The sequence below is a fragment of the Paraburkholderia sp. GAS38 genome (assembly GCF_050434965.1).
Taxonomy (GTDB): domain Bacteria; phylum Pseudomonadota; class Gammaproteobacteria; order Burkholderiales; family Burkholderiaceae; genus Paraburkholderia; species Paraburkholderia phenazinium_A.
On the sequence record NZ_JBNDJO010000009.1, the window covers coordinates 217,384 to 243,394 of the forward strand.

Annotated in this window: 22 protein-coding genes; 9 read left to right on the plus strand and 13 right to left on the minus strand. The window is 64.4% G+C overall.

Annotated elements, in window-relative coordinates; genetic code table 11:
* Positions 1-136: 136 nt before the first annotated feature.
* The 6 genes from P3T42_RS21885 to irlR form a co-directional block, all read right to left on the minus strand.
* Complete coding sequence (locus P3T42_RS21885) at positions 137-2,836, minus strand: helix-turn-helix domain-containing protein (RefSeq protein ID WP_429307220.1); 2,700 nt, start codon at positions 2,834-2,836, stop codon at positions 137-139.
* A gap of 300 nt (positions 2,837-3,136) precedes the next feature.
* Positions 3,137-4,633: a SulP family inorganic anion transporter gene (locus P3T42_RS21890; RefSeq protein WP_429307221.1), complete on the minus strand. Its 1,497-nt coding sequence runs from the start codon at positions 4,631-4,633 to the stop codon at positions 3,137-3,139.
* A 123-nt stretch (positions 4,634-4,756) separates the two neighbouring features.
* The gene (locus P3T42_RS21895) at positions 4,757-5,389 is read right to left on the minus strand and encodes a carbonic anhydrase (RefSeq protein WP_429307222.1); all 633 of its coding nucleotides are present in this window, start codon (positions 5,387-5,389) and stop codon (positions 4,757-4,759) included.
* 74 nt (positions 5,390-5,463) lie between these two features.
* Entirely contained in the window at positions 5,464-5,790 is a 327-nt protein-coding gene (locus P3T42_RS21900) for a DUF4148 domain-containing protein (protein ID WP_429307223.1), read from the minus strand.
* Between the two features lie 51 nt (positions 5,791-5,841).
* Positions 5,842-7,293, minus strand: coding sequence for a heavy metal sensor histidine kinase (locus tag P3T42_RS21905; protein WP_074297937.1), 1,452 nt, complete (start codon positions 7,291-7,293; stop codon positions 5,842-5,844).
* Positions 7,293-7,973 carry a heavy metal response regulator transcription factor IrlR gene (gene irlR, locus P3T42_RS21910; protein WP_074297939.1) on the minus strand — a complete coding sequence of 227 codons (681 nt, stop codon included), beginning with the start codon at positions 7,971-7,973 and terminating at the stop codon, positions 7,293-7,295. Before irlR ends, P3T42_RS21905 begins: the two co-directional genes overlap by 1 nt.
* Positions 7,974-8,235: 262 nt before the next feature.
* Between irlR and P3T42_RS21915 the strand changes: the two genes are divergently transcribed.
* Positions 8,236-8,496 (plus strand): DUF4148 domain-containing protein, encoded by a 261-nt coding sequence (locus P3T42_RS21915; RefSeq protein ID WP_074297941.1) that lies wholly within the window; start codon positions 8,236-8,238, stop codon positions 8,494-8,496.
* Positions 8,497-8,572: 76 nt separating this feature from the next.
* On the opposite strand, the gene P3T42_RS21920 is transcribed toward P3T42_RS21915, so the two are convergent.
* Complete coding sequence (locus tag P3T42_RS21920; protein ID WP_429307224.1) at positions 8,573-9,523, minus strand: LysR substrate-binding domain-containing protein; 951 nt, start codon at positions 9,521-9,523, stop codon at positions 8,573-8,575.
* A 127-nt stretch (positions 9,524-9,650) separates the two neighbouring features.
* Between P3T42_RS21920 and P3T42_RS21925 the strand changes: the two genes are divergently transcribed.
* The gene (locus P3T42_RS21925; RefSeq protein WP_429307225.1) at positions 9,651-10,823 is read left to right on the plus strand and encodes a M20 aminoacylase family protein; all 1,173 of its coding nucleotides are present in this window, start codon (positions 9,651-9,653) and stop codon (positions 10,821-10,823) included.
* A gap of 70 nt (positions 10,824-10,893) precedes the next feature.
* Positions 10,894-12,237 carry an MFS transporter gene (locus P3T42_RS21930; protein ID WP_429307226.1) on the plus strand — a complete coding sequence of 448 codons (1,344 nt, stop codon included), beginning with the start codon at positions 10,894-10,896 and terminating at the stop codon, positions 12,235-12,237.
* Positions 12,238-12,240: 3 nt separating this feature from the next.
* Here P3T42_RS21930 and P3T42_RS21935 read toward each other — a convergent pair whose 3' ends face one another.
* Positions 12,241-13,485 carry an MFS transporter gene (locus P3T42_RS21935; RefSeq protein WP_429307227.1) on the minus strand — a complete coding sequence of 415 codons (1,245 nt, stop codon included), beginning with the start codon at positions 13,483-13,485 and terminating at the stop codon, positions 12,241-12,243.
* Complete coding sequence (locus tag P3T42_RS21940) at positions 13,482-14,465, minus strand: PRC-barrel domain-containing protein (protein ID WP_429307228.1); 984 nt, start codon at positions 14,463-14,465, stop codon at positions 13,482-13,484. The genes P3T42_RS21935 and P3T42_RS21940 overlap by 4 nt, the downstream gene beginning before the upstream one ends.
* 588 nt (positions 14,466-15,053) lie before the next feature.
* Between P3T42_RS21940 and P3T42_RS21945 the strand changes: the two genes are divergently transcribed.
* Positions 15,054-16,442, plus strand: a complete 1,389-nt coding sequence (locus tag P3T42_RS21945) for an NCS2 family permease (RefSeq protein ID WP_074297954.1) — start codon at positions 15,054-15,056, stop codon at positions 16,440-16,442.
* A 157-nt stretch (positions 16,443-16,599) separates the two neighbouring features.
* The gene (locus P3T42_RS21950) at positions 16,600-17,334 is read left to right on the plus strand and encodes a DUF899 domain-containing protein (protein ID WP_074297956.1); all 735 of its coding nucleotides are present in this window, start codon (positions 16,600-16,602) and stop codon (positions 17,332-17,334) included.
* A 13-nt stretch (positions 17,335-17,347) separates the two neighbouring features.
* Here the strand turns inward: P3T42_RS21950 and P3T42_RS21955 are convergent, their stop codons facing one another.
* Positions 17,348-18,412, minus strand: a complete 1,065-nt coding sequence (locus P3T42_RS21955; protein WP_074297958.1) for a glycosyltransferase family 4 protein — start codon at positions 18,410-18,412, stop codon at positions 17,348-17,350.
* Between the two features lie 219 nt (positions 18,413-18,631).
* Here P3T42_RS21955 and P3T42_RS21960 point away from each other — a divergent pair, with 219 nt between their 5' ends.
* The gene (locus P3T42_RS21960) at positions 18,632-20,035 is read left to right on the plus strand and encodes a hypothetical protein (protein WP_429307229.1); all 1,404 of its coding nucleotides are present in this window, start codon (positions 18,632-18,634) and stop codon (positions 20,033-20,035) included.
* 11 nt (positions 20,036-20,046) lie between these two features.
* Here P3T42_RS21960 and P3T42_RS21965 read toward each other — a convergent pair whose 3' ends face one another.
* Positions 20,047-20,904 (minus strand): response regulator transcription factor, encoded by an 858-nt coding sequence (locus P3T42_RS21965; RefSeq protein ID WP_429307230.1) that lies wholly within the window; start codon positions 20,902-20,904, stop codon positions 20,047-20,049.
* A 190-nt stretch (positions 20,905-21,094) separates the two neighbouring features.
* On the opposite strand from P3T42_RS21965, the gene P3T42_RS21970 reads away from it, so the two are divergent.
* Both P3T42_RS21970 and P3T42_RS21975 read left to right on the plus strand, forming a co-directional pair.
* Positions 21,095-21,913 (plus strand): carbon-nitrogen hydrolase family protein, encoded by an 819-nt coding sequence (locus P3T42_RS21970; protein ID WP_429307231.1) that lies wholly within the window; start codon positions 21,095-21,097, stop codon positions 21,911-21,913.
* A 191-nt stretch (positions 21,914-22,104) separates the two neighbouring features.
* A complete protein-coding gene (locus P3T42_RS21975; RefSeq protein WP_074297965.1) occupies positions 22,105-23,466 on the plus strand; it encodes an APC family permease in 1,362 nt (453 codons plus the stop codon).
* A 73-nt stretch (positions 23,467-23,539) separates the two neighbouring features.
* On the opposite strand, the gene P3T42_RS21980 is transcribed toward P3T42_RS21975, so the two are convergent.
* The gene (locus tag P3T42_RS21980; protein ID WP_074297966.1) at positions 23,540-23,722 is read right to left on the minus strand and encodes a hypothetical protein; all 183 of its coding nucleotides are present in this window, start codon (positions 23,720-23,722) and stop codon (positions 23,540-23,542) included.
* Positions 23,723-23,831: 109 nt separating this feature from the next.
* Positions 23,832-24,728: an NAD-dependent epimerase/dehydratase family protein gene (locus P3T42_RS21985; RefSeq protein ID WP_429307232.1), complete on the minus strand. Its 897-nt coding sequence runs from the start codon at positions 24,726-24,728 to the stop codon at positions 23,832-23,834.
* A 126-nt stretch (positions 24,729-24,854) separates the two neighbouring features.
* Here P3T42_RS21985 and P3T42_RS21990 point away from each other — a divergent pair, with 126 nt between their 5' ends.
* The gene (locus tag P3T42_RS21990; RefSeq protein WP_429307233.1) at positions 24,855-25,742 is read left to right on the plus strand and encodes a LysR substrate-binding domain-containing protein; all 888 of its coding nucleotides are present in this window, start codon (positions 24,855-24,857) and stop codon (positions 25,740-25,742) included.
* The last annotated feature ends 269 nt before the right edge of the window (positions 25,743-26,011 follow it).

A 26,011-nucleotide genomic window follows, 5' to 3' on the forward strand; every position in this document is an offset into this window, starting at 1 on the left:
AGCGCGATAGCTGGAGCGATCAGGCCGAAGGCTTGTGACGGCCTCCAGCCTGATCATCGGATTTGCTGGCGCCGGGGCGTCGGTGGCTGACTCGAGCGCTTCGCGCGAGCCGCCATCCATGCTACGGCTAGCGGGGTTAGTGTCCCGCGGGCGAACCCGGAGGAGGGGGCGTCTGCAGGGATCCGCGTCCGTTACCCGGCGATCCGGGCGGGTCTTGCTGGGGTGAACCGGGCAACGAATAGGGACTTAGATTCACGGTTCCGAATGTTTGCGAAGGCGAGCCCGGAGGAGGTGAGCCTGGAGGGGGCGTCTGCAAAGCTCCCGGGTTGCCGGCCGGCGATGCGGGTGGGTGTACCCCTGGCGAGCCAGGCGGGGTATAGGAAACCAGAGGTATCGCCTGAAATATGTAGGGAGGGGATTCAGGCGGCGGAGGTGCTGTGGAAGTGCCTGGCTGAGGAGACCCGCGCTGCTGGGTTTGCGCAGCACCTGGATGCGTATAGCCTCCCGTGGAAGTGCCGGGTTGCGGAGACCCGTGCTGCTGGGTTTGCGCAGCACCTGGATGCGTATAGCCTCCCGTGGAAGTGCCTGGCTGGGGAGACCCGCGCTGCTGGGTTTGCGCCGCACCTGGATGCGTGTAGCCTCCCGTGGAAGTGCCGGGTTGCGGAGACCCAGGACGCTGGGCTGATCTCCTGCCTGCGTGGGTGGCAAGGATGCCTTCCTGCCGAGCGATATTGTCTACAGTCGATGCAGATATACCTAGGCGGCGGCCGATCTCTACATGCGACAAGTGTCCTTCCCGCAGTAGCTCGACAGCGCGCCGCCTTGTTTCTTCCGGTATATGAGAGTAGGAGAGGATGCCTTCCTCCCGAGCGATTGTGTTTACAGTCGTCTTAGATATACCTAGACGGCGTCCGACCTCACGTCGCGACAGGCCTTCCCGCAGTAGCTCGACAGCGCGCTGCCGTGTTTCCGGCGATATCGCAGGTGTTCCTCCGTGAAGCCCAACGTCGCCATGCGCCTGCCAGTTGCCGTGTTCGTCGAGCTTGACCGGATACTGGTACTTCGCCTGATTCTCCGGGACATAGACGCGCCACGTACCATTGTCCTTGTCGTATCTGACCGGGTACATCTGCTCGCCTGACCTGATGTAGGCCTGGCCCGTTTCGTCCCTGAAGACACCGGAACTGTCCGGATCCGCGTGCAGGGAGCCCTGCGGTTTCCGGGCGTACGTTTCGGGTACACCGAACTGCGCGCCACCCGTGCCCGTTTTGTCGGGCGTTCTGAGCTTGCCCTTGAGGTCTTCGAGGCCTTCTGACAACGCCGGGAATGCCATGCCGGCTTTCGAGGCCACGCCCGACACGCCTGCACCGAATATTCCGCTGACGATATCCACCGCTGTCCTCGCGTCCGCAGACAGGTGACTGCGCGGGACGAGCTGGTTGACGAACAGGTTCACCCCCGGAATCATGCCCAGCACGAGACGGCCAAATACCTCCTCCAGCTCCTGCTGCCACTCGGGCTTGGGCGGCGTGTGCTCCTGAAGGTATTGCTGTCTGATGGGGCCGTGCTGGGACGCGGCGTGATAGAGCTCGCTGGCGTTGGAGACGTCAATGAGCCTGTTCTGGTAGGCGCTCAACAAGCGCTCGCCGTAGTGGGCCAGGGGGAGCGGGTTTTCGTCGGCATCCAGAAACCCTTTGGGGACATCCGGAAGCGTGGGCTGGCGCTGCAGCGGATTGCCCGCGATGGTCTGGCGTGCCCACGCGGTTTTCTCCCCGGCCTCGCGAGCCCAGTCACCGAGCTTTGCCAGCAGTTCGGGATGCGCCTGCTGCAGCGCCCTGAACTCCTGTGCGTTGGCGGCGGACGTGAAGACCTTGTTGGCGAAGTAGGCCAGCCGGTTGAACGGCAGAGTGGTGTTGGCATCGCCATTGTCCGTCATTCCCGCTGCGTCCTTGATCGCACCAAGGATGGTCTCGTCGGCCTGTTTCTGGGCGGCGCTCACCTGCGCGACGGCATGCCCGATCGCATGGCCGATCTGCTGCTGCAGTCCGTGCTTTAACGCCGCCGCGCCCCTGATCGCCGCCTCGCGCTCGCCGAAGGTCGTTGCTGCATCGAAGTCGTGGCGATAGCGCGCCAGTCCGCTCGCTATGGACTGCCCATTTTTATCCAGAAACGGGCTTTCATCAGGCGGATCGAAAAAGCGCTGTGCGCGCCAGTCCGGATCGCTCATGTATTTTCGATGCGTGCGATCGAGCGTGTGCATGAACGAGCCGAATTTGCGCACGACGTCATCGCGCTGTTCTTTCGTGGTGGCGGTTTCGTACCGGTTGAGGAAGGCGGCCTGTGCGCCACGGTAATAGTCCTGCTGCCGGGGCGGAAGATCGGCGATCTTGGCACTGACGCCTTCCTGGCGGGCTTCGAACTGCGCCGCGCCGGGCGGCATGCCGCGTTGCCGGAGCAATTGCAGGTGCTCCAGTTTCCGGACATTCGTGGCGTTGTTCGTCTGCGGTTCGTACTGGTTGAGCAACTGGGTCGTTTCGAGGTCGCTCGCGTCCGTTTGTCCGGTGTCATGTGTGTCGCTGGGCGGGGCAACCGTCGTGGTGCTGGAGCGACCGGCATCCGGATGGGCGGCGGAAGCACCAGCGGCGGCATCGGAAGCGTGCCCATCGCCGGCTAGCGACGCGGTTGAAAACGGGCGAAGGTACTCGTGCAGGGCTGTCTTGCCCTTGTCCGGCGGGTTGCGCGGTGGTGCCTGTACGGGTTGCGGCTTCGGGCCGGTTGCGACGTAAGGATCGGTCGATACGGCTGCATTGGGGTTGCTGGTTGAAGAGACAGTCATGATGTCTTCCTTGCGGGTGACAGCAATGGCGAAAGGCTCACGCCTGGCGAGGCGCCGCTGCATCGCGCACTGGCCGGCGTGAACACGTCAGGGTGTGGTCTTCCGGTGAATTTCCTGAGGCGTACCCATGTCCAGTGACATAGGAATCCTGATGAAATACCGGGGAGCAAAAACCACAGGAACACCCTGATCGCCAAAGTACCGCCAGCCGCTTTGCCCCATGTATTACCGGCATATACAGGGCAGATTATTTGGCGCAGGCCGGCCCGAACCACAACCGGCCTGCGCAGTCCTCGTCGGCTAATGCGCAGGCCAATGCTTGAAATCGACCCGAATCCCGTTGGCCGTGGCCGCCGCGGTATAGCTGGCCACGACTTCCCGTACATCATGGTCGATATGGTCGGCATGCGTCGCATCGAAAATCAGGGTGGCGCCTGTCGGGATCTGGCCGAGATAGTCCTTCAGGCGGGGCATGCAGAAGAAAGTGGCGCTTTTGCGCACGGTCAGCAGATAGTGGTCGCCGTCGCGCGTCAAGGTCAGCACGCGGCCGATATTGCGTTTGACCACCAGCACGACGCTCACGCCGAAGCCGATCAGAATGCCGATCAGCAGATCGGTGGCGAGCACGCCGGCGACGGTCGCGATGAACGGCAGCCATTGCGAGCATCCCGCGCGTCCCATCGAGATGAACAGTTGCGGTTTCGCCAGCTTGTAGCCGGTATGGACCAGGATGGCTGCGAGGCACGCCAACGGGATCATGTTGATGATCTGCGTGAAAGCCACGACGCTGACCACTAGCGCCAGCGCGTGCACCACGCACGACAGGCGGCTGCGGCCGCCGGCCTGCACGTTCGCCGCGCTGCGCACCACCACCGCCGTAATCGGCAGGGCGCCCACCAGTGCCGCCAGCATATTGCCGACGCCCTGCGCTTTCAGCTCGCGATCGGGCGGCACTTTCTGGTGGGCGGGATCGATTTTTTCGAGGGCCTCGATACTCAGAAGCGTTTCGAGACTCGCGACAATCGCGAGCACCACGGCGACGCGCCAGACGGCCGGGTTGAAAATCTGCGTGAGATCCGGCGCGTCGAGCACGGCGCTGAGCATTCCGAACGAACCAATGGCCGGCAAGTCGACGCGTTGCGCCTGCGGCAGCGACCCATCCGGCGCGAATGCGCCCAGCAGCGCCGTTGCGCCGATGCCCATGGCCACGACGGCAAGCGGTGCAGGCACCGCCCGTACCCACGCAAACCGGCGCAGCGCCCGCGTGTCCCACACGAGCAGAATCGCGAACGAAGCCAGCGCCAGGCCCATCACCACCCAGGAAGGGGCGCCGTTCGACAGGCCGAGCGTGAGCGGCAACTGACTCACGATCAACAGGATGCCGATCGAGGCGAGCATGCCGTGAATCACCGGCGTCGGCACGTAGCTCGCCAGCTTGCCGGCCCGTATCGCGCCGAGTCCAATCTGGATTGCGCCCGCGATCAGTAACGCACAGAGAAAAGCCGAGAAGCTGCCGAGCGTCGCCAGCGCCTGTGCGACGATCACCACCAGACCGGCAGCGGGCCCGCTCACGCTGAGGCGCGAGCCGCTCAGCAGGGCGACCACCAGGCCGGCGATGATGCCGGACAGAATCCCCGCAAAGGGTTCGACGCCCGATGCGGTCGCGATGCCGAGGCACAGAGGTAAGGCGATCAGAAAAACTGTGATGCCGGCCAGAACGTCGCCGCGCTGAAACGTGAATGCATGCGCGCGCTGTGGCGCTGGCTTGTCAGGTGAGAGGGAGGGGAGTCTCGTCATGGTGATCCGTTTCAGGTAGAGACGGCCGGCGCGGCAAGCGCCGGCGCGAAGGGCGTGGTCGATCGGGCGCAAGCCACGCAGGGAGCCCTGCTTGACGTTGCGGGCCGCGCTTCAGTGCGCGGTTCAGGCCACGGCACAGAGCGCGTCGGCGCGCTGCGCGTCGTTGGACCAGACGGACGGTGTCACGGGTTCGAGGCGGCCGCGTCCCATCGAAAAGATCCAGCCGTGCAGTTGTATGGGTGTGGGGGCGTCGCGCACCAGCGGCATCTCCTGCAGGTGCCGAACCTGCGCGGCGACGCTGAGTTCGGCGAGGCGGTCCGTGCGGGCGTCGAGGTCCGCGAGGCCCGCGAGTTCCCACGCATGCGCGCGCGAGAGCGTGCGGATTTTTTCGATGCGGCGATTGACGCGCGGAATGCCGGCGACGGGCGGTCGCAAAGCCGCACCGACGCCGCCGCAACAATGATGGCCGCAGACGATGATGTGTTGCACCCGCAGCACGACGATCGCGTATTCGAGCACGCTGGCGAGATTCTCGTCCTCTGCCGCCACCAGGTTGGCGATGTTGCGATGAACGAAGATTTCACCGGGCCGCGCACCGGTGATGTTTTCGACGGGCACGCGGCTGTCGGAACAGCCGATCCAGAGCACCTTGGGCTGTTGCGTTTGCGTGAGCCGATAGAAATAGTGGGCATCCTGACGAAAGATCTCTTCCGCCCAGGCGAGATTTTCGAGGAGCATGCGCTGCGGATAGGTCATGGTGTCGTTCCTTCGAATGTCGAGTGCCCGGAGCGCGCCGGGCGGGTGGTCGTGTGTCCGCTCATCCGGCCGCGCTAGTCGGTCGTGCTCCAGTAGCGCTCCGCAATGGCGTAGCGGGTCCGATTGAGCTCGATGGTGGCGGGGCTCGGCGGATAGTCGGTTTTGGTGGCCGGTATCGTGCCCGCGCGGAGCGCTTCGATCAGTTCCTGGCGGACCTGTGCGCGGCTCTTGCCGATCGGCTGAGGTTGCCGGTCGGCCGGACTGGCTGCTTGCACCTGGACCGGCTGGGCGGTGGCCAGGTTGGCGCCGTCGGGCGAGGGGTAGGCTTGGCCACGGGACGCCATGGCGGCGGGCGCGGTGGCCGTGATGGCGAGCGCGGCAATGACGATGGCTGTTTTCATAAGTCCTCCGAAGTGATGGTGAGCCCGGAGAGGATTGCTTCCGGACAGTTCCTATTCTGCGGAGGGAGGTACGCGTGGACGGTGATGCGAAGATGATATTTTCGTCATCGACGCCGTGTTGCGCGGAAAGCGCAGCAGAAAGGTCGTACGCACGTGAGGCTCGCTTGCTACTGTGCAATTGCCGCCGTGTTCTTCCATGATGGACTTCACGATGGCGAGACCCAGGCCGGTGCCCGACGCAGAATTATGACGCGCGGGGTCGACGCGATAGAAGCGGTCGAAGATGTGCTCCGTATGCGGGCTGGTGATGCCGGGTCCCGAATCGGTGACGGACACTTCGGCCCAGCCCATGATCTCGGCGCAGTGCAGCTCCACGGTGCTGCCGCGCGGCGCATGTGCGATGGCGTTGGACAGCAGGTTGCTCAAGGCGCGTTGTACCAGCAGCAGCTCGCCGTCGAAGCTGGCCTGGCCGGTGACGGAGAGATTGACGCCGGCCTCGTCCGTCATGATCTCGTAGTAGGCGGCCATCCGTTGCGCCTCGTGGCGGGCATCCACGCGTTGCAGCGCTAACTTGCGTTGAGCGCTGTCTGCGCGCGCCAGAAACAGCATGTTGTCGATCATGCGCGACAGGCGCTGGAGTTCTTCGACGCCCGATTCGATCACCGCACGATACTCGTCGGCCGGGCGTGGTTGCGAGAGCGCGACCTGGGCTTCGGCCAGCATGTTGGTGAGCGGCGTTCGCATGTCGTGGGCCAGGTCGGAGGAAAACTGGGCAAGGCGTGTGAACGATTCGTCGAGCCGGGCGAGCATGCGGTTGAACGCGTGACTCAGCTCCTTCAGTTCACCCGCCATTTCGGTCTCCGGCAGCGGATGCGCGAGGCGGCTGCTGGACACCTGCTCGGCTCGTGCGGTCAACCGGCTCAGTGGACGCAGGCCGAAGCGCGTCATCGACCAGGTGAGCACGGCGCCCACCAGCGTGCCGATGACGATGACAGACAGAATGTTGAGCGCGTAGGCTCGCAGCAAACTCCGGTCAGCGGTAGCGTCGTATTGCACGACCACCCGCACCATCGCAGAAGCCGGTCGCCCGACGGGAACCATGGCCACCAGAAACCGGATGGGCGAGCCCGGCGCCTCGAGACGGACCGGCGCGCGCGAGACGCTCGCCGACAACACGGCGGCATTCGGCCAGTAGCCATTGGTTCGGGCGAGCGGCGAGCCGTCCACGTCGAAGATCGCGACATCCATGCTCTGATGGCCGTGCAGGCGGTCGTACCAGGTCTCGCGGTTGGCGCCGATGTCGGCAATCGCCGGAATCTCCTGCAGTTCCAGTTGCAGGGCCGTCAGGATGGAGGTCATCTCGCGCGCCGAATTGGCTTCAAGCCTTGTCCTCAGCACTTGATAAAGCAGCAGGCCGCTCAAGACGAGCAGGAGGGACGTGGAGACGGCGAACAGGATGGTCAGGCGCGCCCGCAGCGTGCGTGGCAAAACGTGTCTCATCATCAGGCCGACGGCTCCCGCTCTTCCAGCACGTAGCCCATGCCGCGTACCGTGTGGATCAGTTTGGGCGTGTAGTTGTCGTCGACTTTGGCGCGTACCCGGCGGATGGCGGCGTCGACCACGTTGGTGTCGCTGTCGAAGTTCATGTCCCACAACTGCGAGGCGATGGTCGAGCGCGGCAGGATCTCGCCACGCCGGCGCATCAGCAGCCACAGCAAGGCGAATTCACGCGCGGTCAGGAGTATCGTGTCGCCCTGACGCGTGGCTTTGCGGCGCGTGAGATCGAGCGCCAGATTGGATACCTGCAGAGAGGTCGATTCGCGGCCTTGTCCGCGGCGCAGAATCGAACGCACTCGCGCCACCAGCTCCACAAATTCGAAGGGCTTGACGAGATAGTCGTCGCCACCCATTTCGAGGCCTCTCACCTTGTCGCCGACCTCGTCGCGCGCAGTGAGCAGCAGGACCGGCGTGGACCGCTCGCGGCGCACGTTCTTCAGAATCGCCCAGCCGTCCTGGCCGGGCAGCATGATATCGAGAATCAGCAGGTCGTAGTCTTCGGTCAGCGCGAGGTGCTGACCGGTGATGCCGTCTTTGACCCAGTCGACCACAAAACCTGCTTCATTCAAGCCTTTCTGCAGATACATGCCCGTTTTTGACTCGTCTTCGACAACCAGAATTCGCATGTCTTATTTCCTGGAGAGCGCGCTTCCCGGCATCGCAACAGGGCGCTGCCGTGGAATGAAAATGGAACGTTGTCCTCAATACATCTTATTTTTAATATAAGTCGCGATAGCGCTTCTTTCGAGAGGGGCGCTATCAGGTCGGACACAAGCGTGTCCCGTTTGTTCCCCGTGCCGAAATGAAGATGACGGAACCATCATGTTCCGATCATCCTGGCGTTTCAGAACGCGGTTAGGATAAAGACTCATTGATAGGAGATAGATCATGTGGACAACGAAATTATTGGCGGGACTGGTGATGACTGTCGCGTGCGTTCCGCTCGCACTGGCGGTGGATACGGTGCCGTTGAGCAAGCCGACACCAGGGCCGCACGAGTTTTACGCGCCGAAGTCGCAGGGTAAAACGCGTGCGCAGGTCATGCGAGAACTGGAAGTGGCACGCGCCTCCGGTTGCATCGACGGGCCGGATAACCAGTATCCGCAGCCGTGTCCTGTTCCGGCGGGCGGGCAAGGTATGGTCGAGTGAGACACGAGCGGACGGCGGCGAAGGCGCGCAGCTAGCGCCGGGGGCCGCCGGGTTTCGCCGGAACTTGCCGGCCGGACTACAGCAGTAACTCAATAGAGTGAAACAACCTGCGGTGTTCGGGGTCTTTCGAACGCGCGCCTTCGTCGATCACTTCGCGCAGGCAATCGAGAAAACACGCGGCTGCGGGACTCGTCGGCGCGCCGCGCCGTGAGGTAATGCTGACGATGGTCTCATCCACCGTCTCTCTGAGCGGCAGGGCCCACAGATTCTCCTTCGCACTGCTGACTTCAACCAGCGGCCACGGAAAGATGCTCAGCATGTCCGTATGCGCCAGCAGACCCAGCACGATCGCCAGCGAATGCGCGAGGTGAATCGTGTGCGGGACCTTCATGCCGCGTTGCCGGAACAGATTGTCCGCAATCGATTCGCGGCTCGCCGGATCCCAGTTGAGCACCCACTCCGCATCCTCCAGTTCGAGCAAGGTCCGGCAGCCGGCCTTCGGATGATCGCGCCGCGCCACCACCGCCGAATGCGTGGAAAACAGCGGCACGTTATGAAACTCCGATTGTGGCGATGCGGGCGGCGGCCGGCCGATCGAAAAGTCCAGGCTGCCGTCGCGCAAGCGCGGCTGGACGACCGCCAGCAACCCTTCGAAGAACTCCAGTTGCACTTCCGGCATGCGCCGACGAAAACGCTGTACGGTCTGCGGCAAAAACGTCAGCGCGATCCACGGCGTGACGCCGATCGACAGTTTCCCCGCCGCCGCGCCGCGCAGCGCTTCGATTTCCGCCTCGGCCCGTTGCAGTTGCCCGAGCACGAGCCGCGCATGGACGACGAGCGCGCGGCCGAACTCCGTAAACGCGACACCGCTCGCGCTGCGGATTACCAGCGGCGCCTGTAAGTCCGCCTCCAGTTCGCGCACGGCCTTGGTCACCGCGGCGGGCGAAAGCCCCATCGTGCGCGCTGCCGCCCGGATACTGCCGGTATCCGCGATTGCCGCCAAGGTATTGAGTTGATGGAGTTTCATCGGATCTAAGCGAGCGGAGGGTGGCAACCCATGGTTGCCGTCGTGACGATTCTACGCCTGCCCGTCAAAAATCACGTTGGCTATGCTGGCCTCATGCATTCACCGATTCACTGAGGGAGACAGCAACGTGAACACCATGGCCATCCCGGCGGGCATCGCCGATCTCGAAGACGAAATGATCGCGCTGCGCCGCCGCATCCACGCCCACCCGGAACTGGCGTACGAAGAATTCGCCACGGCCGACCTGGTGGCCGAACGTCTGCAGGAATGGGGCTACACGGTGACGCGGGGGCTCGGGCAAACCGGCGTGGTCGGCCAGTTGAAAGTGGGCAGCGGCACGAAGCGCCTCGGGCTGCGCGCCGACATGGACGCCTTGCCGATCCACGAACAGACCGGCCTGCCGTATGCCAGCACGATCCCCGGCAAGATGCACGCCTGCGGTCACGACGGCCATACCGCCATGCTGCTCGCCGCCGCGAAGCACCTCGCTCAGGCGAAGTCGTTCGACGGCACGCTGAATCTGATTTTCCAGCCGGCCGAAGAAGGCCTGGCCGGCGCGAAGAAGATGCTCGAACACGGTCTCTTCGAGACGTTCCCGTGCGACGCGGTGTTCGCCATGCACAACATGCCTGGTTTTCCGACCGGCAAATTCGGCTTTTTGCCGGGCTCGTTCATGGCGTCGTCGGACACGGTGATCGTCAAGGTGACCGGACGCGGCGGCCATGGCGCGGTGCCGCACAAGGCGGTCGATCCGGTGGTGGTGTGCGCGCAGATCGTGCTCGCGCTGCAGACCATCGTCTCGCGCAACATCGCGCCGCTCGACATGGCGATCATCACCGTCGGCGCGATTCACGCCGGCGAAGCGCCGAACGTGATTCCCGAAAGTGCGGAAATGCGCCTGTCGGTGCGCGCGCTCAGGCCCGAGGTTCGCGACTATCTGCAAACGCGCATCACCGAGGTTGTGGAGGCGCAGGCCGCGGTGTACGGCGCGCGTGCCGAGGTGGACTATCAGCGCCGCTATCCGGTACTCGTCAATGACGCCGCCATGACCGGCTTTGCGCAGCAGGTCGCGCTCGACTGGCTCGGCGAGGCGGGCCTGATTCCCAACATGCAACCGCTTACCGGCAGCGAGGACTTTGCCTTCCTGCTCGAACGTTGCGCGGGCAGCTATCTGATCATCGGCAATGGCGACGGCGAGGGGGGGTGCATGGTCCACAACCCCGGCTACGACTTCAACGACGATTGCCTCGCCACCGGTGCTGCCTATTGGGTGCGCCTGACGGAGTCGTTTCTCGCGTGACGGTGTGGTGAGGGTGGTGAGGCCGGCCACGCCGGCCACGCAGCAGCAGGACATCAGGGAGAGACACACAATGGACTATTCCGCCGCACCGCATTCGCCATCGGTCGCGCAAGATCAGGCGCACGACGCACCCGCGTTATCCCGTGGACGCCTGGGCCACGCGAAAGCGATCGCCGCGATCACGCTCGGCAACGGTCTCGAGTTTTTCGACTTCACGATCTACAGTTTTTTCGCCACGATCATCGGCAAGCTGTATTTCCCGGTCGAAGGCCAACTCGCGCAACTGATGCTGGCAGTGGGGACGTTCGGTGTGGGCTTTATCATGCGACCGGTCGGCGGCGTCGTACTCGGCGCCTATGCGGACCGTGCCGGCCGCAAGGCGGCGATGAGCCTCACGCTGTGGATGATGACGCTCGGCTCGGCGATCATCGCGTTTGCGCCCACCTACGCGGCCATCGGTGTGGCGGCGCCGTTGCTGGTGATTCTCGCGCGCCTGATTCAAGGCTTTGCGCTGGGCGGCGAGATCGGCGCCTCCACCTCGCTGCTGATGGAATACGGCAGCGACAGGACGCGCGGTTTCTACGGTAGCTGGCAGTTCGTGAGCCAGGGCCTGAATACCGTCTGCGGGTCGCTGCTCGGCGTCGCGCTGGCGGCCGGCCTGTCGACGCACGCGCTGGAAAGCTGGGGCTGGCGCGTGCCGTTCGTGATCGGCATGGCGATGGGTCCGATCGGCATTTATATTCGCAGCCATCTCGACGAAACCTTGCCCAGTGCCGTGCAGAGCAAGGACGCAGTGGATCGCGGGCAGCCGGTGCGCGAAATTTTTCGCGGCCACCTCGGCGTGATTGCAACGGGCGTCGTGACGACCATCGGCGGCACGGCGGCAAACTACATCGTGCTGTTCTATCTCTCCACGTACGCGATCCGCATCCTGCATCTGCCGATGTCGCTCGCACTGTGGGCCTCATGGACCGCGGCATTCGTCACCGTGATTCTCTCGCCGTTCGCCGGTGCGTTGTCCGACCGCGTGGGCCGCAAGCGTGTGCTGTGGATCTCGCGCGTCCTGCTGATTGCCGCCGTCTATCCGGCGTTCATGCTGATCAATGCCACGCCGACGGTCACCGTGTTGCTGTCGGTCGTCGCGGTGCTTGCTGTGCTGGTGGCGTTCACGGCCGTGCCGAACATCGTCATGTTGCCGGAGATGTTTCCGCGCGAAATCCGTGCGACCGGCATGTCCATCGTGTACTGCCTGGGCGTGTCGATCTTCGGCGGCTTCGCGCAATTCTTCGCGACGTGGCTGATCCAGTTGTCGGGCAGCACGCTGGCGCCGGCGTGGTATCTGATCGGCTGCGGGCTGGTGTCGTTGTTGCCGCTGCCGTTCATGCGCGAAACGGCAGGGCAGCCAATTGACTAAAGGTTAGCGCGCTTCGGGCACCCCTTCCGCCTGTGGCGCGGTCTCGCTCTCGCGGGTCTCCGGCATCGCGGCCCATACCAGCAGCACAGCGAGCGCACCCGCCGCCGCGAGACCGAAGAAGCTGACCGTATTGCTGAAGCGATCCGCGATGAAGCCCGCCGCCGCCGTACTCAGCGTTGCGCCGATGCCGGCCGCGAGACCGAACAGACCGATACACAGGTTGTAGCGCCCCTTGCCGCCGGCCACATCCGCGGCGATCAGCGGCAGCATGACCCCGAACACCGCGGCGCTCAACCCGTCGAGCATCTGCACCGGCACCAGCAGATAGGGACTGCTGATCCCGGCGAACAGCAGCGCGCGCAGCGGCAACGCGGCAAAGCCGAACAGCAGGATCGGCCGGCGGCCCCAGCGTTGCGCGGAGCGTCCCACCCACGGCGACATCATCGCGACAATCGCTTGCGGCACGATGATGCAGGCCGCGATCACGAGCTGCACGTTATCGCCCATGCCCGCCGTCACTTCACCGGCGGCGAGGTTGAGCATCGCGGCGTTCGACAAGTGGAACAGCACGATGCAGGCCGCGAAGATCAGCATGCGTTTGTCGCGCAGCAACTCGCGCAGGCTTTCGCGCTTTTCGTCGGCGTCCGGCGCGGGCCTGACTTGCGGCAGCGGGTCGACCGTGCCGGTGTCCTGCACCATGCTCAGCGCCACCAGCGCGGGCATGGCGAGCGCCGCGGTCAGCCAGAACACCGCGCGCGACGAGAAGTACTCGCCGAACAGCCCCATCAGCCCGGCCGCCACCGCGCTGCCGATCGAGGCCCAGCGCGCGTTGCGGCCGAGCCGGTCGCCGAGATTCTGGCGTCCCACCAGCGCGAACGAGATCGCCGCCATGGCCGGCACCAGCATGCAGCTCGCAAAGCCGTGAAAGACTTCGGCGGCGATCACCGGCAACACCGTCGGGCTGCTGGCGAGCAGCACCGCGGAGAGGATGATCGCGAAGATTGCCCAGGCGGCGGCGCCTTTCTTGTTGCGCATGGCGTCGACGGCGGCGCCGGCGGGCACCTGGCTCACCATGGCGCTGATCGTGCCGACGGACAGCGCCATGCCGATCTCCCCCTGGGTCCACTTGTGCGACGCCAGGTAGGACGCGATGAACGGCCCGAAGCCGGTCTGCACGTTGGCGACGAAGAAGTTCATCCAGTCGAGCGCGCGCAGGCTGCGTGCATTAACCATAAGCCGGCCTGTCATCGGGACGCCCGTGCGGTCGAAGCCGCCGCTGTAGACGACGATGGCGCGGCGGGGGCGGGCGCAGGGGGCGGCGCCGGCGAGACGGCGCGGATCGGCTGGCCGGCGTCGTATGCCGGCGAAGCGGCGATTGCCGCGTCGCTGAGATCCATCAGCGGATAGAGCGCCTTGTCTTTGGTGCCGAAGTGCAGCGCGGACCAGTTCGCCGCAATCGTGCGGCGGTCGGCGCTGACCATGCCGCTGACGTCGAGCACCACGGCTTGCGGCTGCGCATTGCCGTCGATCAGCACGTCGACCACGCGGCCCACTTTGCCGCCGTTGGGCCGCTCGACGGTGGCGTCGAGCAGCGGCAAGCGCGTGGCGGTGGCGACACCGGCCGCCGCCGCGGCCGCCTTCGAACGGTCGGCGGGCGGCGCCTGGCCCGGCGCCAGGTTGAGCGTGATGGTGGCGGCCTTCGCGTTCGGCGTGAAGCGGAACACGTTCCACGGGAAGTTGACCTTGCGGTCGCCGACGCCGAGGAAGCCCTGCAGGTTGACGACCATTTCGATCGGCTTGCCGCTCGCGTCGGTCACGAGATCGACGGCGCGCCCCACGACCTTGCCGTCGGGCTTCTGCACTTCGCTGTCGAGCAGCCCATGCGCCTGGTTGCGGTCGATCAACCGCGTCACGATCAGCGGCGCAGGCGCGGGCGGTGGCGTGGGCGCGGCCACCGGCGGCGCAGGCGGCTCCTCGGGCTTGCGGGGCGGAGCAACGGGGCGTTTGGGTTTGGGCGGCGCTTCGGGTTTGGCCGCTTCCGTCTGCACGGTCGTCTCGGGCGGCCCGGCGACGAGCGTGGAGCCGTCCGGCGAGACCAGTACCGGCACGGCCTCGGTGATCGGCGCCTGCTGCGGTCCGCGCAGCAGGCTGCAACCCGACAGGGCCATGGCCGCAAGGACGAGAAGGATCGGATAACGGAAAGCTGGACGTGGAAAACCGCCACTCATCAAGAAGGACTCCATGGGCGAGAGCGGGAGGCGGCGCATGGCCTGCCATCCCGCCGCTGCAGCAATTGAAACGGCGTATGCGTCAGAGTTTAACCCGCGGCGCCCTGCGTTCCGGCGCGGCCAGGCATGAAAACCGCAGACCGGGTTCGCGTGCGCGGCATGCGCCTCTGCACGCCGCACGCCTGGATGAACAACAGGCATGCGACAGCCGCGTGACAGACCGTAGGTGTAAACACGCGGGCCGAACCCGTATGCCACCGTGGCTTAAACGATATAAGCATCGAGACATGACCGGCATGCCATTCATGCGATGGGAGACATATTTGTATTGGCCTACATTTCGGGACAGCAAATGACGAACGGTGCTAACGCGGGTTGTCCCCACAGGTTTTGACCCGACACGTAGGTGCCCGATTGTAAGGGATGTCGGGAATCTTCGGACGATAGCGGGCCGGCCTGAAACACAGACTGTCCGCCGGGACGAACGTTCAAACCTTGCCCTACCACACTACATAAACGCAACGAGACGAACCTGATGACAGCCGGTGCCCCGGCTGTTTCAGCATGCTGATAAAGGAGGCACTCATCATGATGGAACCCCACGCCCAGCCGATTTCCGACGTTGAAGTCGGCGTCGACACTTTCGACTCCAAGGGCTTTCTCGACCGCTACTTTGAGATCTCCTCGCGCGGCAGTTCGCAGCGCCAGGAAATCATTGCCGGCGTCACCACCTTTCTGGCGATGGTCTATTCGGTGTTCGTCGTGCCGGGCATGTTCGGCAAGGCGGGCTTCGACACCAGCGCGGTTTTCGTCGCCGTGTGCCTGACCACTGCCTTCGGCTCGCTGCTGATGGGCATCTGGGCCAGGCTGCCGATCGCAATCGGCTGCGCGATTTCGCTGACCGCCTTCACCGCTTTTGGCCTCGTGCTGGGCAAGGGCCTGCATCCGACGGTGGCGCTTGGCGCCGTGTTCCTGATGGGGATCGTCTTCACCGGCATTTCGGTGACGGGCGTGCGCTCGTGGATCCTGCGCAATCTGCCCTCGGGTGTGGCGCACGGCACGGGGATCGGCATTGGCCTGTTCCTGCTGCTGATCGCGGCCAACGACGTGGGCCTCGTGGTCAAGAACCCGGGTGCCGGCCTGCCGGTTTCGCTCGGCAATATCACGGCGCTGCCGGCGCTGATGTCGGTGGTGGGGCTGGCGGCGATCTTCGGGCTGGTGCGCCGTCGCGTGCCGGGTTCGATCCTGATCGTGATCGTCGCGATTTCGGCGCTCGGCCTGCTGATCGATCCGGCCGTGACCTATCACGGGGTGTTCGCGCTGCCGTCGCTGAGCGCGCCCGGTCATGCGTCGCTGATCGGCGCCATGGACATCAAGGGTGCCTTGTCGCTGGCGGTGCTGCCTAGCGTGCTGGCGCTGGTGATGACGGCCGTGTTCGACGCGACCGGCACGATCCGCGCGGTGGCAGGGCAGGCCGGTCAACTCGATGCCAACGGCCGCATCATCAACGGCGGCCGTGCGCTGACCGCGGATTCGCTGAGCTCGATTTTCTCGGGCTTCCTCGGCGGCGCGCCGGCGGCGGCGTACATCGAATCGACCGTCGGCGTGGCGGCCGGCGCAAAGACGGGCATGGCGGCGGCCGTGGTCGGTCTGCTGTTCCTCGTGGTGATGTTCTTCTCGCCGCTCGCCGGTCTGGTGCCTTCGTATGCGACGGCGCCGGCGCTGATGTACGTCGGCCTGCTGATGCTCTCGAGCGTGAGCAAGCTGGATATGAACGACATGGTCGACGCGATGTCGGGCCTGGTCTGCGCGGTGTTCATCGTGCTGACCGCCAACATCGTGACGGGCATCATGCTGGGTTTCAGCACGCTGGTGATCGGCCGCGTTGTGAGCGGCGAGTATCGCAAGCTGAACGTCGGGACCGTGGCGATCGCCATTGTGCTGGCCGCGTTTTATCTCGGCGGCTGGGCGATCTGATTGGGATTGATTCTCCAACCTTGACGCGGCGTGTCGCAGTTTCTTTATCTGCGATGCGCCGCGTATTTTTTTGCGTCGTCAGGCTTAAACTCATGATTCAGCGTTCAGCGACACGCCCGAACGCCACTTCACCTGACCACAGAGGAAGGAGACGCAGATGGAACCGCATAGCACTGTCTCACGAGAAGAATGGCTGGCGGCGCGCCGTGCGCTGCTGGCGGAAGAAAAGGCCTTCACGCATGCGCGCGACGCACTCAACCGCAAGCGTCTGGCGCTGCCGTGGGTCAAGGTCGACAAGACCTACACGTTCGATACGCCGCAAGGCCGCAAGACGCTCGCCGAGCTGTTCGACGGACGCAGCCAGTTGATCGTCTATCACTTCATGCTGGGCCCGGAGTGGAAGGAGGGCTGTCCCGGCTGCTCGTTCCTGTCGGACAGTGTCGATGGCCTGCTGCCGCACCTCGAGCATCACGACGTCTCCTACATGGCCGTTTCGCGTGCGCCGCTCACGAAGATCGAGGCGTTCAAAAAGCGCATGGGTTGGCGCTTTCGCTGGGTGTCGTCGCATGACAGCGATTTCAACTTCGACTACCACGTGTCGTTTACGCCGGAGGAGGTCGCGAGCGGCACGGGCTTCTACAACTTCGAAATGCAGGAAATCTTCGGCGATGAGGCGCCCGGCCACAGCGTGTTTTACAAGGACGAGGCCGGCGATATTTTCCATACCTATTCGAGCTATGCGCGTGGCGGCGAGCCGTTTATCGGCACTTACACGCACCTGGATATCGCCCCGAAAGGCCGCAACGAAGTCCGGAACCTCGGCGAATGGGTGAAGCATCACGACCGCTACGAGGACGCGCCGAAAGCGTGTCCGTCGTGCGCGGGCAAGTGAGCCGTTAGCCGCCTCAGGCGGCGAACGCAACCTTGCGCGAAATGGCCAGGTACTGCTCGGCGGCGTCGCCCAGCGTGAGACCAGCCAGTTGACGCACGGTGCGCGGTTGCCGCAATGCGGTGAGAAGCGCCTTCGCGTAGGCGTCGGTGTCGTTCGTATCGATCAGTTGTACGCAGGGAAAATTGCGTGCGTACGCAAACCCCGAGATGGTGTTGGCGACCACCGGAATGCCGGTTGCCAACGCTTCGAGCAGGGCGATGCTGTGCGCTTCGGACAGCGACGGCATGGCGTACACCGTCGCTTCGGCCAGCAACTGCGAAATGTTGGAGCGCGGACCGTCTACCGTCACGCGTTGCTCGAGTCCGAGCTGCCGCACCAGATCCTGCACCGCCGCGAAGTAGGATGGAACTTCGAGCACGCCGACCAGCTTTAGCCGCAAATCGGGCACTGCGTGGCAGATCTGGGCGAAGGCGCGTACCGTCTGCAGGTGGCTCTTGATCGGATTGTAGCGGCCGACCTGCAGGATCTGCGGCGGCCTGCCGCTGTCTTCGGTGCCGGTTGGGTAGAAATAGCGCGAGGTATCGACGCCGTTCGGAATCACCTGCATCATCCGATGCCGCCCGATTGCCTCGATGTATTCCCTGACGTTGTTTTCGGATACGCCGATCACAGCGCGCGCGCGTCGGGACAGCATTCGCTCGATGCCGCGCACCTTCGCATGGACGAAGTCGTTCGTCGCCGAGTGCATCACGTAGATGACGGGCACGCCGAGCGGCAACACGCGGGCGTAAAACGCGGGGATCGTCGAGTGGGCGAGCAGCACATCGGGCTTGAAGCGGCGCACGACGCTATGCAGCCACCAGAGCCTGCCGAGCCGTCCGTAAGACCGCTCCGGAAACATGCAGGTCACCTCGCGCGCTTCCAGATCGCCATGCAGGGCCACGAAGTCGGCGTGCTGCGGCAACAGCGAAGCCATCGCCACCGTTTCGCCACACGATTTCTGATGGATGGCGAGATCCTTGGCCAGCACTTCCGCGCCCGAGAGCCTGGGCGCCAGGACCAGATGAAGAATACGCATTCGCTTCTCCTTGCATATGTAACGAGACGGTAGCGCGGCTACTTATGCCAGGGCCGCCATCTCCTAGCCGAATTCGGCCCTATGCGGCACCGCGACAACGTTTTTCGTTACCTTGACCGCATGACGCCGGCGAGGCGTTGGATCGGCGTGCGCTGCATTCAGGCAGACGCGGCCACCGGCGCCGGTTTGAACGTTGCCGTGAAGAAGAAAGGGGATTGCATGCGCAACCGTTTCCTGATTGTGTGGGTCTGGCTGTTCCTATGCCCACTCTCGGTCGACTACAAGGGCGACGAAGCCGGCAGCCATCTGGCGCAGATCCTGCTCGCCGCGCCGGCGATCGCGGCCGGCTTCGCGCTGATCCTGACCGGCCCGCGGATAGCGGGCCACTCGCGGCTTCGCAAGCTGGTCGGCGCGGGGCTGTGCCTGACGCTGGCCGGCAGCGCCATTACGCAACTCTTCCAGCAAAACGAAATCGGCAATTACCTGCGTGTGCTGCTGCCGTTCGCGCTGTTCTACCTCGGCTACGTGGTCGCCTGCCACGCGTGGGACGCGAAACGCATCGCCCAGTTCGAGCGCATCCTGTTCTACGCCATGTCGGTCTCGCTGGTGTTCAGCTTCGTCAACGGCATGATGGAAAGCGCCAATCTCGCGGAAGTGCGCTTTCGCATTGTGTCGCCGACGCTGCTTGCCCTGCAGGCGATGCTGATGCACGAGTTCGTGATTTCGCGGCGCTTCGGCAAAATCGCGCTGCTGGTCTTCGCGGGCACCGTGCTGGTGGAATTGTTCAGCGTCACGCGCAGTCTGGCGATCGGCACCGTGTTGTTGTTCATCTATGCGACCTGGCTGGGCGCGTCGTCGACCTGGCGTCTGTTCACCTCGGCCATGCGCGCGACGGTGGTCGCCGCGATTATCGCGGCCACCGCGATCGGCGCGGCGTCGCTGGTTCCAGAGGTCGCCGCACACTGGACGCAACGCGTCTACGCCGCGAAGACGTCGGAGACCGGCATGGACCCGACGACGGTCACACGCCTCGCTGAAATGCGCGACCAGTACGATCAGGTCACGGCCTCGCCTGGTTCCCTGCTGGTCGGCATGGGCTATGGACATTGGTATCGTTACTCGCCCACCTATCTCTGGGCGCTGGCCGGCCAGATGACCGCATCCGATTTCTACGCGATTCGCGACTGGGGTGCGGGGCATAACTTCTGGGTCTACCAGTTGTATAGCGGCGGCCTGTTGTTCGGCCTCGGCTTGCCCGCGGCGATCCTGTATGCGGCGTTTCGCGGCAGCCTGGCGTATCGGCGTTGGCGGCGCGTCGCGCCCGACATGCCGTTCCTGCCGGTGATGGGCCGCGCGCTGATGATGGTCATGAGCCTGCTGGCGATGTCGATTGGCGGCAATCCGCTGGGACCTCGCTTTTCCGGCCTGGTGTTCGGTTTCGGGCTGGGACTGCTGGTGGCCTGCTATGCCCGTCTGTCGCAGGCGGCGCCGGCCCGCCGGCGGGCGCGCTACGCTGGCGTGGCGCCGGCCGCGCACGTGGTCGAGGTGGGGAGGGCGGCGGATTTGCCGTCGCCGTTCGGGCGTCGTCCGGATCCGCGGCTCACGGATGGGCGGTTTAGTTGAGCCGCGCGATGCTACGCGCCGCGAGGTCCCGCCTCGTAGAACAGCGCAAATAGTTCGGACTGTGAATTGATGTTGAGCTTCGTATAGATGTGCTTCTTGTGGGCGCGCACGGTTTCGAACGAGATCGATAGTTTTTCGGCAATCGCCCGCGTCGAGAAGCCGCTCAACGTCAGCATCGCCACCTCTACTTCACGCGCCGTCAGCGGCGTGTGCCCACCGGCTTGTGCCACCTGCGCAAAGCGTTCCGCGTAGGTCGGCGCATCGACGCCGGCCCTGGCGCCTGGCGCGCCGCCTTCGATCGTCTCGCCGGCATCGTCGATACCCGGCGCATGCGACGCCTCGAACGTCTCGTGCGGCAGACGCTGGCGCATCAGCGCAATCACCCACGGTGCGCACAGCGCCAGCACGGCGAGATCGCGCTCGCCATAGCGGTGTGTCGCGCCCAGCGAAAACGCCAGCGTGTGCCGCGCATCGATCGCATAGTTGAAGTGCACCTCGTCGCCGACGATATTCTTCCTGAAGTAGCGCTGGTAATACGAGGTCATCGTGAAGTTGTCGGGCGCGACGTCGGCGAGTGTGACGAAGCCCGATGCGGGCCGCTCGCAGGCGTCGATATAAAACGGATCGAGCTGATAGAGCGCCGCGAGATAGTCCTGGAACATCGCGTCGACGGTGCCGTCGGGCGTGGGCGATTCGGCGCACACGAGCGGCGCTTCATCCGGCGCGAAACGCAGTGCCACCCAATTATCGAAGGGCACGTAGCGTTCCAGCGCGCGGGTGAGCCGGGTCCAGAACTGCGTGCTGTCGAGCGCCTCGATGACTGCGCCAATTTCGCGGTGAAAGGCGAGGTCGCGCCATTCGAGTTCCATGCCTGCTCCGTTGAGGGTAACCCAGCCGGGTGATTCCCCGATAAATATGTCTGGTGATAATAGCCCGAAGCTTCACAGGCGGCCGAAACAATCTGCCGTCGTCCATGAAGCGGACTGGCAAGGCGCAACAATTCGCATGGGATCCGAGTCAACGCCAAAGCGCTAACCCGGGTCGACACAGGAGACATCAATGCAGCTCGAACTGGCGCAGATTCCGATTCAGGATGGCGCGATCGCTCCCAATGTACAACGCGTGCTCGACGTGATCGCGAAGCGCGCGGCCGGTACGGATCTGATCGTTTTTCCCGAAACGACCCTATCGGGCTTCCCGACTCGCGACACGGTCGCCGATATCGCGCAGCCGCTCGACGGCGCCGCCCTGACCCGCGTGCGCAACGCTGCGCGTGCGGCGGGTGTGGCCGTCGCGGTAGGGCTCGCGGAGCGCGACGGCAGCCGCTTCTACAACACGACAGTACTCATCGACGAGCGAGGCGAGCTGGCGCTGCGCTATCGCAAGACGCACCTGTGGGCGTCGGATGTCGGCGTGTTCGAACCGGGCGACCGCTACGAAGTGTGCCGCTTCAAGGGCATGACGGTGGGCATGCTGATCTGCTACGACATTGAATTTCCCGAGACCGCGCGAGCGCTCGCCTCGCTCGACGCCGACCTGCTGCTCGTGACCAACGGCAATATGGATCCGTTCGGCCCGGTGCATCGCCGCGCGATCGTGGCGCGGGCGATGGAAAACCAGATGTTCGCCGCGCTCGTCAATCGCACGGGAAGCGGGGACGACAACCTGGTCTTCCCCGGCGAGTCGGCACTGATCGATCCGTTCGGCGACGTCGTCTGCGAAGCGGGTGCCGCGGAGACGGTGCTGCCGGCGACGCTCGATCCGGCGCGGCTCGAAGGAGCGCGCGAACATTATCGCTACCTGCATGACGCGCGCATCGCACTGGATCTCAAGACGCTCGAGGGCGACGACGGCCGGCGTGCCCGCGTGATCCGTTAGGGCGCAGGCGCCGACCCGGCGCTTGTGCAAGCCGCTGTCGTCAGACGCGGCGTTTCAATACCTGAAGTTGCAGCACTCAACCTGTTTCACCAACCGGGTGATGCGGCACGTCCGTATCACACCCTATCACGCGCAATACAGGCCGTTCGTCTGGCCAGTCTGGCCGGCGAATATCATGAAGGAGACACTGCATGAGCACTACATCCCCCGCCGAACGCGCGGGCACGCAAACCACCCATCTCAAGCGCACGCTCGGCCTGCCGTCGGTGTTGCTGTTCGGTCTTGCCTATATGGCGCCGCTGATCGTCTACGGCACCTACGGCGTGCTCGCCAGCGCGAGCGACGACACGGCGGCGCTCGCTTATCTGATTGCCTTGATCGCCATCGTGTTCACTGCGTTGAGCTACGGCAAGCTGGCGCGGCTCTTCCCGGTAGCGGGATCGGCCTACACGTACACGCGCAAGACCTTCAGCGCGCATCTGGGCTTCATGATCGGCTGGGCGACGCTGCTCGATTATTTCTTCCTGCCGATGGTGATCTGGCTGATCGGCGCCGCCTATCTGAACGCGGCTTTTCCGCAGGTGCCGAGCTGGATCTGGATCGTGGCCTTCATCGTGTTGACGAGCGTGCTGAACATCCTCGGTATCGAACTGGCGAACCGCTTCAACATCGTGCTGATGGTGGTGCAACTGGCGATCGTCGCACTGTTCGTGGTGCTGTGCTGCCACTATGTGACGGCGGCAATGGGACCGGGTGGCCTGATCTCCGCCGAGCCGTTCTTCAAGCCGCACGTGCCGTTCTCCGCGACGATGGCCGGCGCCGCGATCGCCGCGTATTCGTACCTCGGCTTCGATGCGGTCTCGACGCTGACCGAAGAAACCATTGAACCCGAGAAGACCATGCCGCGTGCGATCGTACTGATTGCGCTGATCGGCGGGGCGATCTTCGTGATTGCGGCCTATACGGTGCAGCTTGCGCATCCGGGCGCGGTGTTCAAGGATCCCGATTCCGCGGCCTTCGAAGTGGCGCGCAAAGTGGGCGGCGATATCTTCGTGACGGTATTCCTGGCCGGGCTGATTCTCGCGCAATTCGCTTCGGGGATTTCGGCTCAGGCGAGCGTGGGGCGTCTGCTGTATGCGATGGGTCGCGATGAAGTGCTGCCGAGGCGCATCTTCGGTTTCGTGCATCCGAAGTTCAAGACGCCGGCGATCAACATCGCGATTGCCGGTGCTGTTGGCCTGATTGCCCTGAAGCTCGACGTCGCGACCTCCACGTCGTTCATCAACTTCGGCGCGTTTCTCGCGTTCACCGCGGTCAACCTGTGCGTGGTGCGCCAGTACTTTCTCGCGAGAGGTGGTGCGCGGGCCATCGGTGTGTTCGGCGGCCTGTTGTTCCCGGTGCTGGGTGCGCTGGCCGATCTGTGGTTGCTGGTGAGCCTGGAGAAAACGGCGCTGGTGCTGGGCGCGATCTGGTTCGTGCTGGGACTGGTCTATCTCGGCTGGCTCACGCGGGGCTTCCGCCGGGCGCCGCCGGAAGTGGCCGCGGTTTTGTGAGGGGCGGGGCAAGCCGGCATGCCGGCGGTCCCGGCGGCGCTGCCCGGGTGAATGGGCGGCGCCGTCCTGTGCGCTACAGGGACATTTCGAAGGCAGGCCGGAGGAACAGTTCGATTGCCATGACGACAAGTCCCATCGCCGCCGCCGACAGCGTCAAGGTGCCGTACTCGTCGTAGCGCGCATCATAGAGGCACGCTACGACGAACAGGATCGCCAGCAGGTTGGTCAGCCAATCGAAATTTAGCGCGAGGCTCATCGGGGAATCCGGGCTCAGCGACCGACTCGCATTGACGAATCGGTCCATTCATTGCGCGGGATTCTAGCGAGTTGAGCTTACGGATTCGCAACAGAATCGCTTACACGGATTACATCATCTCCCGCTCGATCCATTCCTCCACCGAGGTGCGCCGCGGTTGCCATCCCAGCAACTTGCGCGCACGTTCGCCGCGCACCCGGCTATTCGAGCCGAGCCCGTAGTTAGCCATTTCGTAACCCCATTCCTGCTCGGCGTCGGCGAGCGGCCAGTCTTGCGCCGGGCCGAGTTTCATCGCACGGGCGACGGCGGCGCTCATGTCGCGAAACGACGCCTCGCCGCTCTCGACAAAGTAGAACGTGCCGGCGGGCGTTTTCTCCAGCGCGAGGCGATACAGATCGACCACATCGTCGATATGTACGTTCGACCAGATATTGCCGCCGCTCCCCACGTGCCGCACGACACCGCTTTTCTGCGCCTGGCGCACGAGACGCGGCAGTTGCACGCTGGCGCTGCCGGCCACGGCACCGTGGCCGTAGATCAGCGTGTTGCATAGCACTGCAGAGCGAATGTTCTGCTGCGCCGCTTCGAGCACCAGACGGTCGATGCCGACACGGGCGGCCTTATCGGCGGTCGGTTCGGGCAAGGCATCCTCATGAAAGATCGCGGCCGCGCCGGCTTCGCCGCCCGACGCATCGCCGACGATGCTCGAGCCGCTCGTATGCAGAAACGGCTTGCCGGAGCCGGCGAGTCCTTCGATCAGCGCCTCCACGGCCGCGCGATGATCGCTGCTGGCTGCATTGACGACAGCATCCGCGGCGCGGGCTTCGGCGATCAGCAGCGCGCGGTCGTCGAGCGTGCCGACGACCGGTTCGATGCCGAGGCGCTTGAGTTCGGCTGCGTGTTCAGGGTTGCGGATCAGGCCACGCACGTGGTGTCCGGCGCGCACGAAGCCGGCGGCAATCGAGCCGCCGATAAAACCGCTGGCGCCGGTGATGAAAATATTCAAGAGGTTCTCCTGGTAACTGAGAGGACGGGACCGGTTGGGATCCCGCTGCAATGGAGCCAGTATCCGCCGTCTTGATTCTGGCAAAAAGCGTGTTAGTCTCAAATCAATCTTGACTTGAAATCAACAATGAAAACGTCCACCGACGAATTGCTGGTCTTCGTCACCGTGATCGACAGCGGCTCGATCACGGCCGCCGCCGAAAAGCTGCAGCAGACGGTGTCGGGCGTGAGCCGCGCGCTGACGCGGCTTGAGAAGAAGCTCGATACCGCCTTGATCCGCCGCACGACGCGCCGGCTGCAGCTCACGGAAGAGGGCGTGTTGTTCCTTGGCCGGGCGCGCACGATTCTCGATGCGATGGAAGAGGCCGAGCAATCCGTCGCCCGGCGGCGCGAGCGGCCGAGCGGACGTCTGCGGGTGGATGCGGCGTCACCCTTCATGCTCCATTGCATTGCGCCGCATATGAAGGCGTTTTCGGCGCTGTATCCGGAGATCCAGCTGGAGCTGACCAGCAACGAGCGGGTGGTCGACCTGCTCGAGCAGACGGTGGACATCGCGATCCGGATTGGCGTGCTGCAGGATTCGACGCTGCATGCGCGCTCGCTCGGCAGCAGCAAGCGGCGCATCGTGGCGAGTCCGGGTTATCTGGCGGAGTGGGGCGAGCCGGATGCCGTCGAGGCGTTGCGTGCGCATCGTCTGATCGGCTTTACCGCGCCCGACCACTTGAACCGCTGGCCGCTGCGCGATGGCGAGCGTGCGGCGCTGAAGATTGCGCCGTCCATGACGGCGTCGAGCGGCGAGACGATCCGCCAGTTGGCGCTGGCCGATAGCGGCATCGCCTGCCTGTCCGATTTCATGACGCTCGCGGACGTGCGCGACGGGCGGCTCGTGCGGATTCTCGAAGACATGCTGGTTGACGACCGGCAACCGATCAGTGCGGTGTTTTATCAGAGCGCGTCGCTGGCGGGGCGGGTGCAGGCGTTTCTGGATTTCATCGGGGAGCGGTTGCAGCTTTAACAGGGGCCACGCGGCGAACACCAGGCCGAGGCGCAACGCCTCGGGCCCGTTCCCCTCTTTTTGTCCGCTTGCCACCCATCCCCTCAAACGTGTATATACAAGCCATCGCAAAATGATGGACTTAGGGCAGATGCCCACCCTTGGCGCATCGTCATGCACCGCCCCCGGGAATCTCTGCGAAAACCATGCCAGCAGCCACGAAGGGACCCAATGAACCCCTCGGGAAACCCCTAACACCAGAGCATTAAAAATAAGTTGTATATACAAGC

Bases quoted from the DNA above. Each gene is read 5' to 3' on its own strand.
- irlR (WP_074297939.1), bottom strand. From the start codon at position 7,973: ATGCGAATTCTGGTTGTCGAAGACGAGTCAAAAACGGGCATGTATCTG.
- P3T42_RS21950 (WP_074297956.1), top strand. From the start codon at position 16,600: ATGGAACCGCATAGCACTGTCTCACGAGAAGAATGGCTGGCGGCGCGC.
- P3T42_RS21920 (WP_429307224.1), bottom strand. From the start codon at position 9,523: ATGAAACTCCATCAACTCAATACCTTGGCGGCAATCGCGGATACCGGC.
- P3T42_RS21945 (WP_074297954.1), top strand. From the start codon at position 15,054: ATGATGGAACCCCACGCCCAGCCGATTTCCGACGTTGAAGTCGGCGTC.
- P3T42_RS21990 (WP_429307233.1), top strand. From the start codon at position 24,855: ATGAAAACGTCCACCGACGAATTGCTGGTCTTCGTCACCGTGATCGAC.
- P3T42_RS21900 (WP_429307223.1), bottom strand. From the start codon at position 5,790: ATGAAAACAGCCATCGTCATTGCCGCGCTCGCCATCACGGCCACCGCG.
- P3T42_RS21975 (WP_074297965.1), top strand. From the start codon at position 22,105: ATGAGCACTACATCCCCCGCCGAACGCGCGGGCACGCAAACCACCCAT.
- P3T42_RS21965 (WP_429307230.1), bottom strand. From the start codon at position 20,904: ATGGAACTCGAATGGCGCGACCTCGCCTTTCACCGCGAAATTGGCGCA.
- P3T42_RS21895 (WP_429307222.1), bottom strand. From the start codon at position 5,389: ATGACCTATCCGCAGCGCATGCTCCTCGAAAATCTCGCCTGGGCGGAA.
- P3T42_RS21955 (WP_074297958.1), bottom strand. From the start codon at position 18,412: ATGCGTATTCTTCATCTGGTCCTGGCGCCCAGGCTCTCGGGCGCGGAA.
- P3T42_RS21930 (WP_429307226.1), top strand. From the start codon at position 10,894: ATGGACTATTCCGCCGCACCGCATTCGCCATCGGTCGCGCAAGATCAG.
- P3T42_RS21980 (WP_074297966.1), bottom strand. From the start codon at position 23,722: ATGAGCCTCGCGCTAAATTTCGATTGGCTGACCAACCTGCTGGCGATC.
- P3T42_RS21960 (WP_429307229.1), top strand. From the start codon at position 18,632: ATGCGCAACCGTTTCCTGATTGTGTGGGTCTGGCTGTTCCTATGCCCA.
- P3T42_RS21935 (WP_429307227.1), bottom strand. From the start codon at position 13,485: ATGACAGGCCGGCTTATGGTTAATGCACGCAGCCTGCGCGCGCTCGAC.
- P3T42_RS21915 (WP_074297941.1), top strand. From the start codon at position 8,236: ATGTGGACAACGAAATTATTGGCGGGACTGGTGATGACTGTCGCGTGC.
- P3T42_RS21970 (WP_429307231.1), top strand. From the start codon at position 21,095: ATGCAGCTCGAACTGGCGCAGATTCCGATTCAGGATGGCGCGATCGCT.
- P3T42_RS21890 (WP_429307221.1), bottom strand. From the start codon at position 4,633: ATGACGAGACTCCCCTCCCTCTCACCTGACAAGCCAGCGCCACAGCGC.
- P3T42_RS21885 (WP_429307220.1), bottom strand. From the start codon at position 2,836: ATGACTGTCTCTTCAACCAGCAACCCCAATGCAGCCGTATCGACCGAT.
- P3T42_RS21905 (WP_074297937.1), bottom strand. From the start codon at position 7,293: ATGATGAGACACGTTTTGCCACGCACGCTGCGGGCGCGCCTGACCATC.
- P3T42_RS21940 (WP_429307228.1), bottom strand. From the start codon at position 14,465: ATGAGTGGCGGTTTTCCACGTCCAGCTTTCCGTTATCCGATCCTTCTC.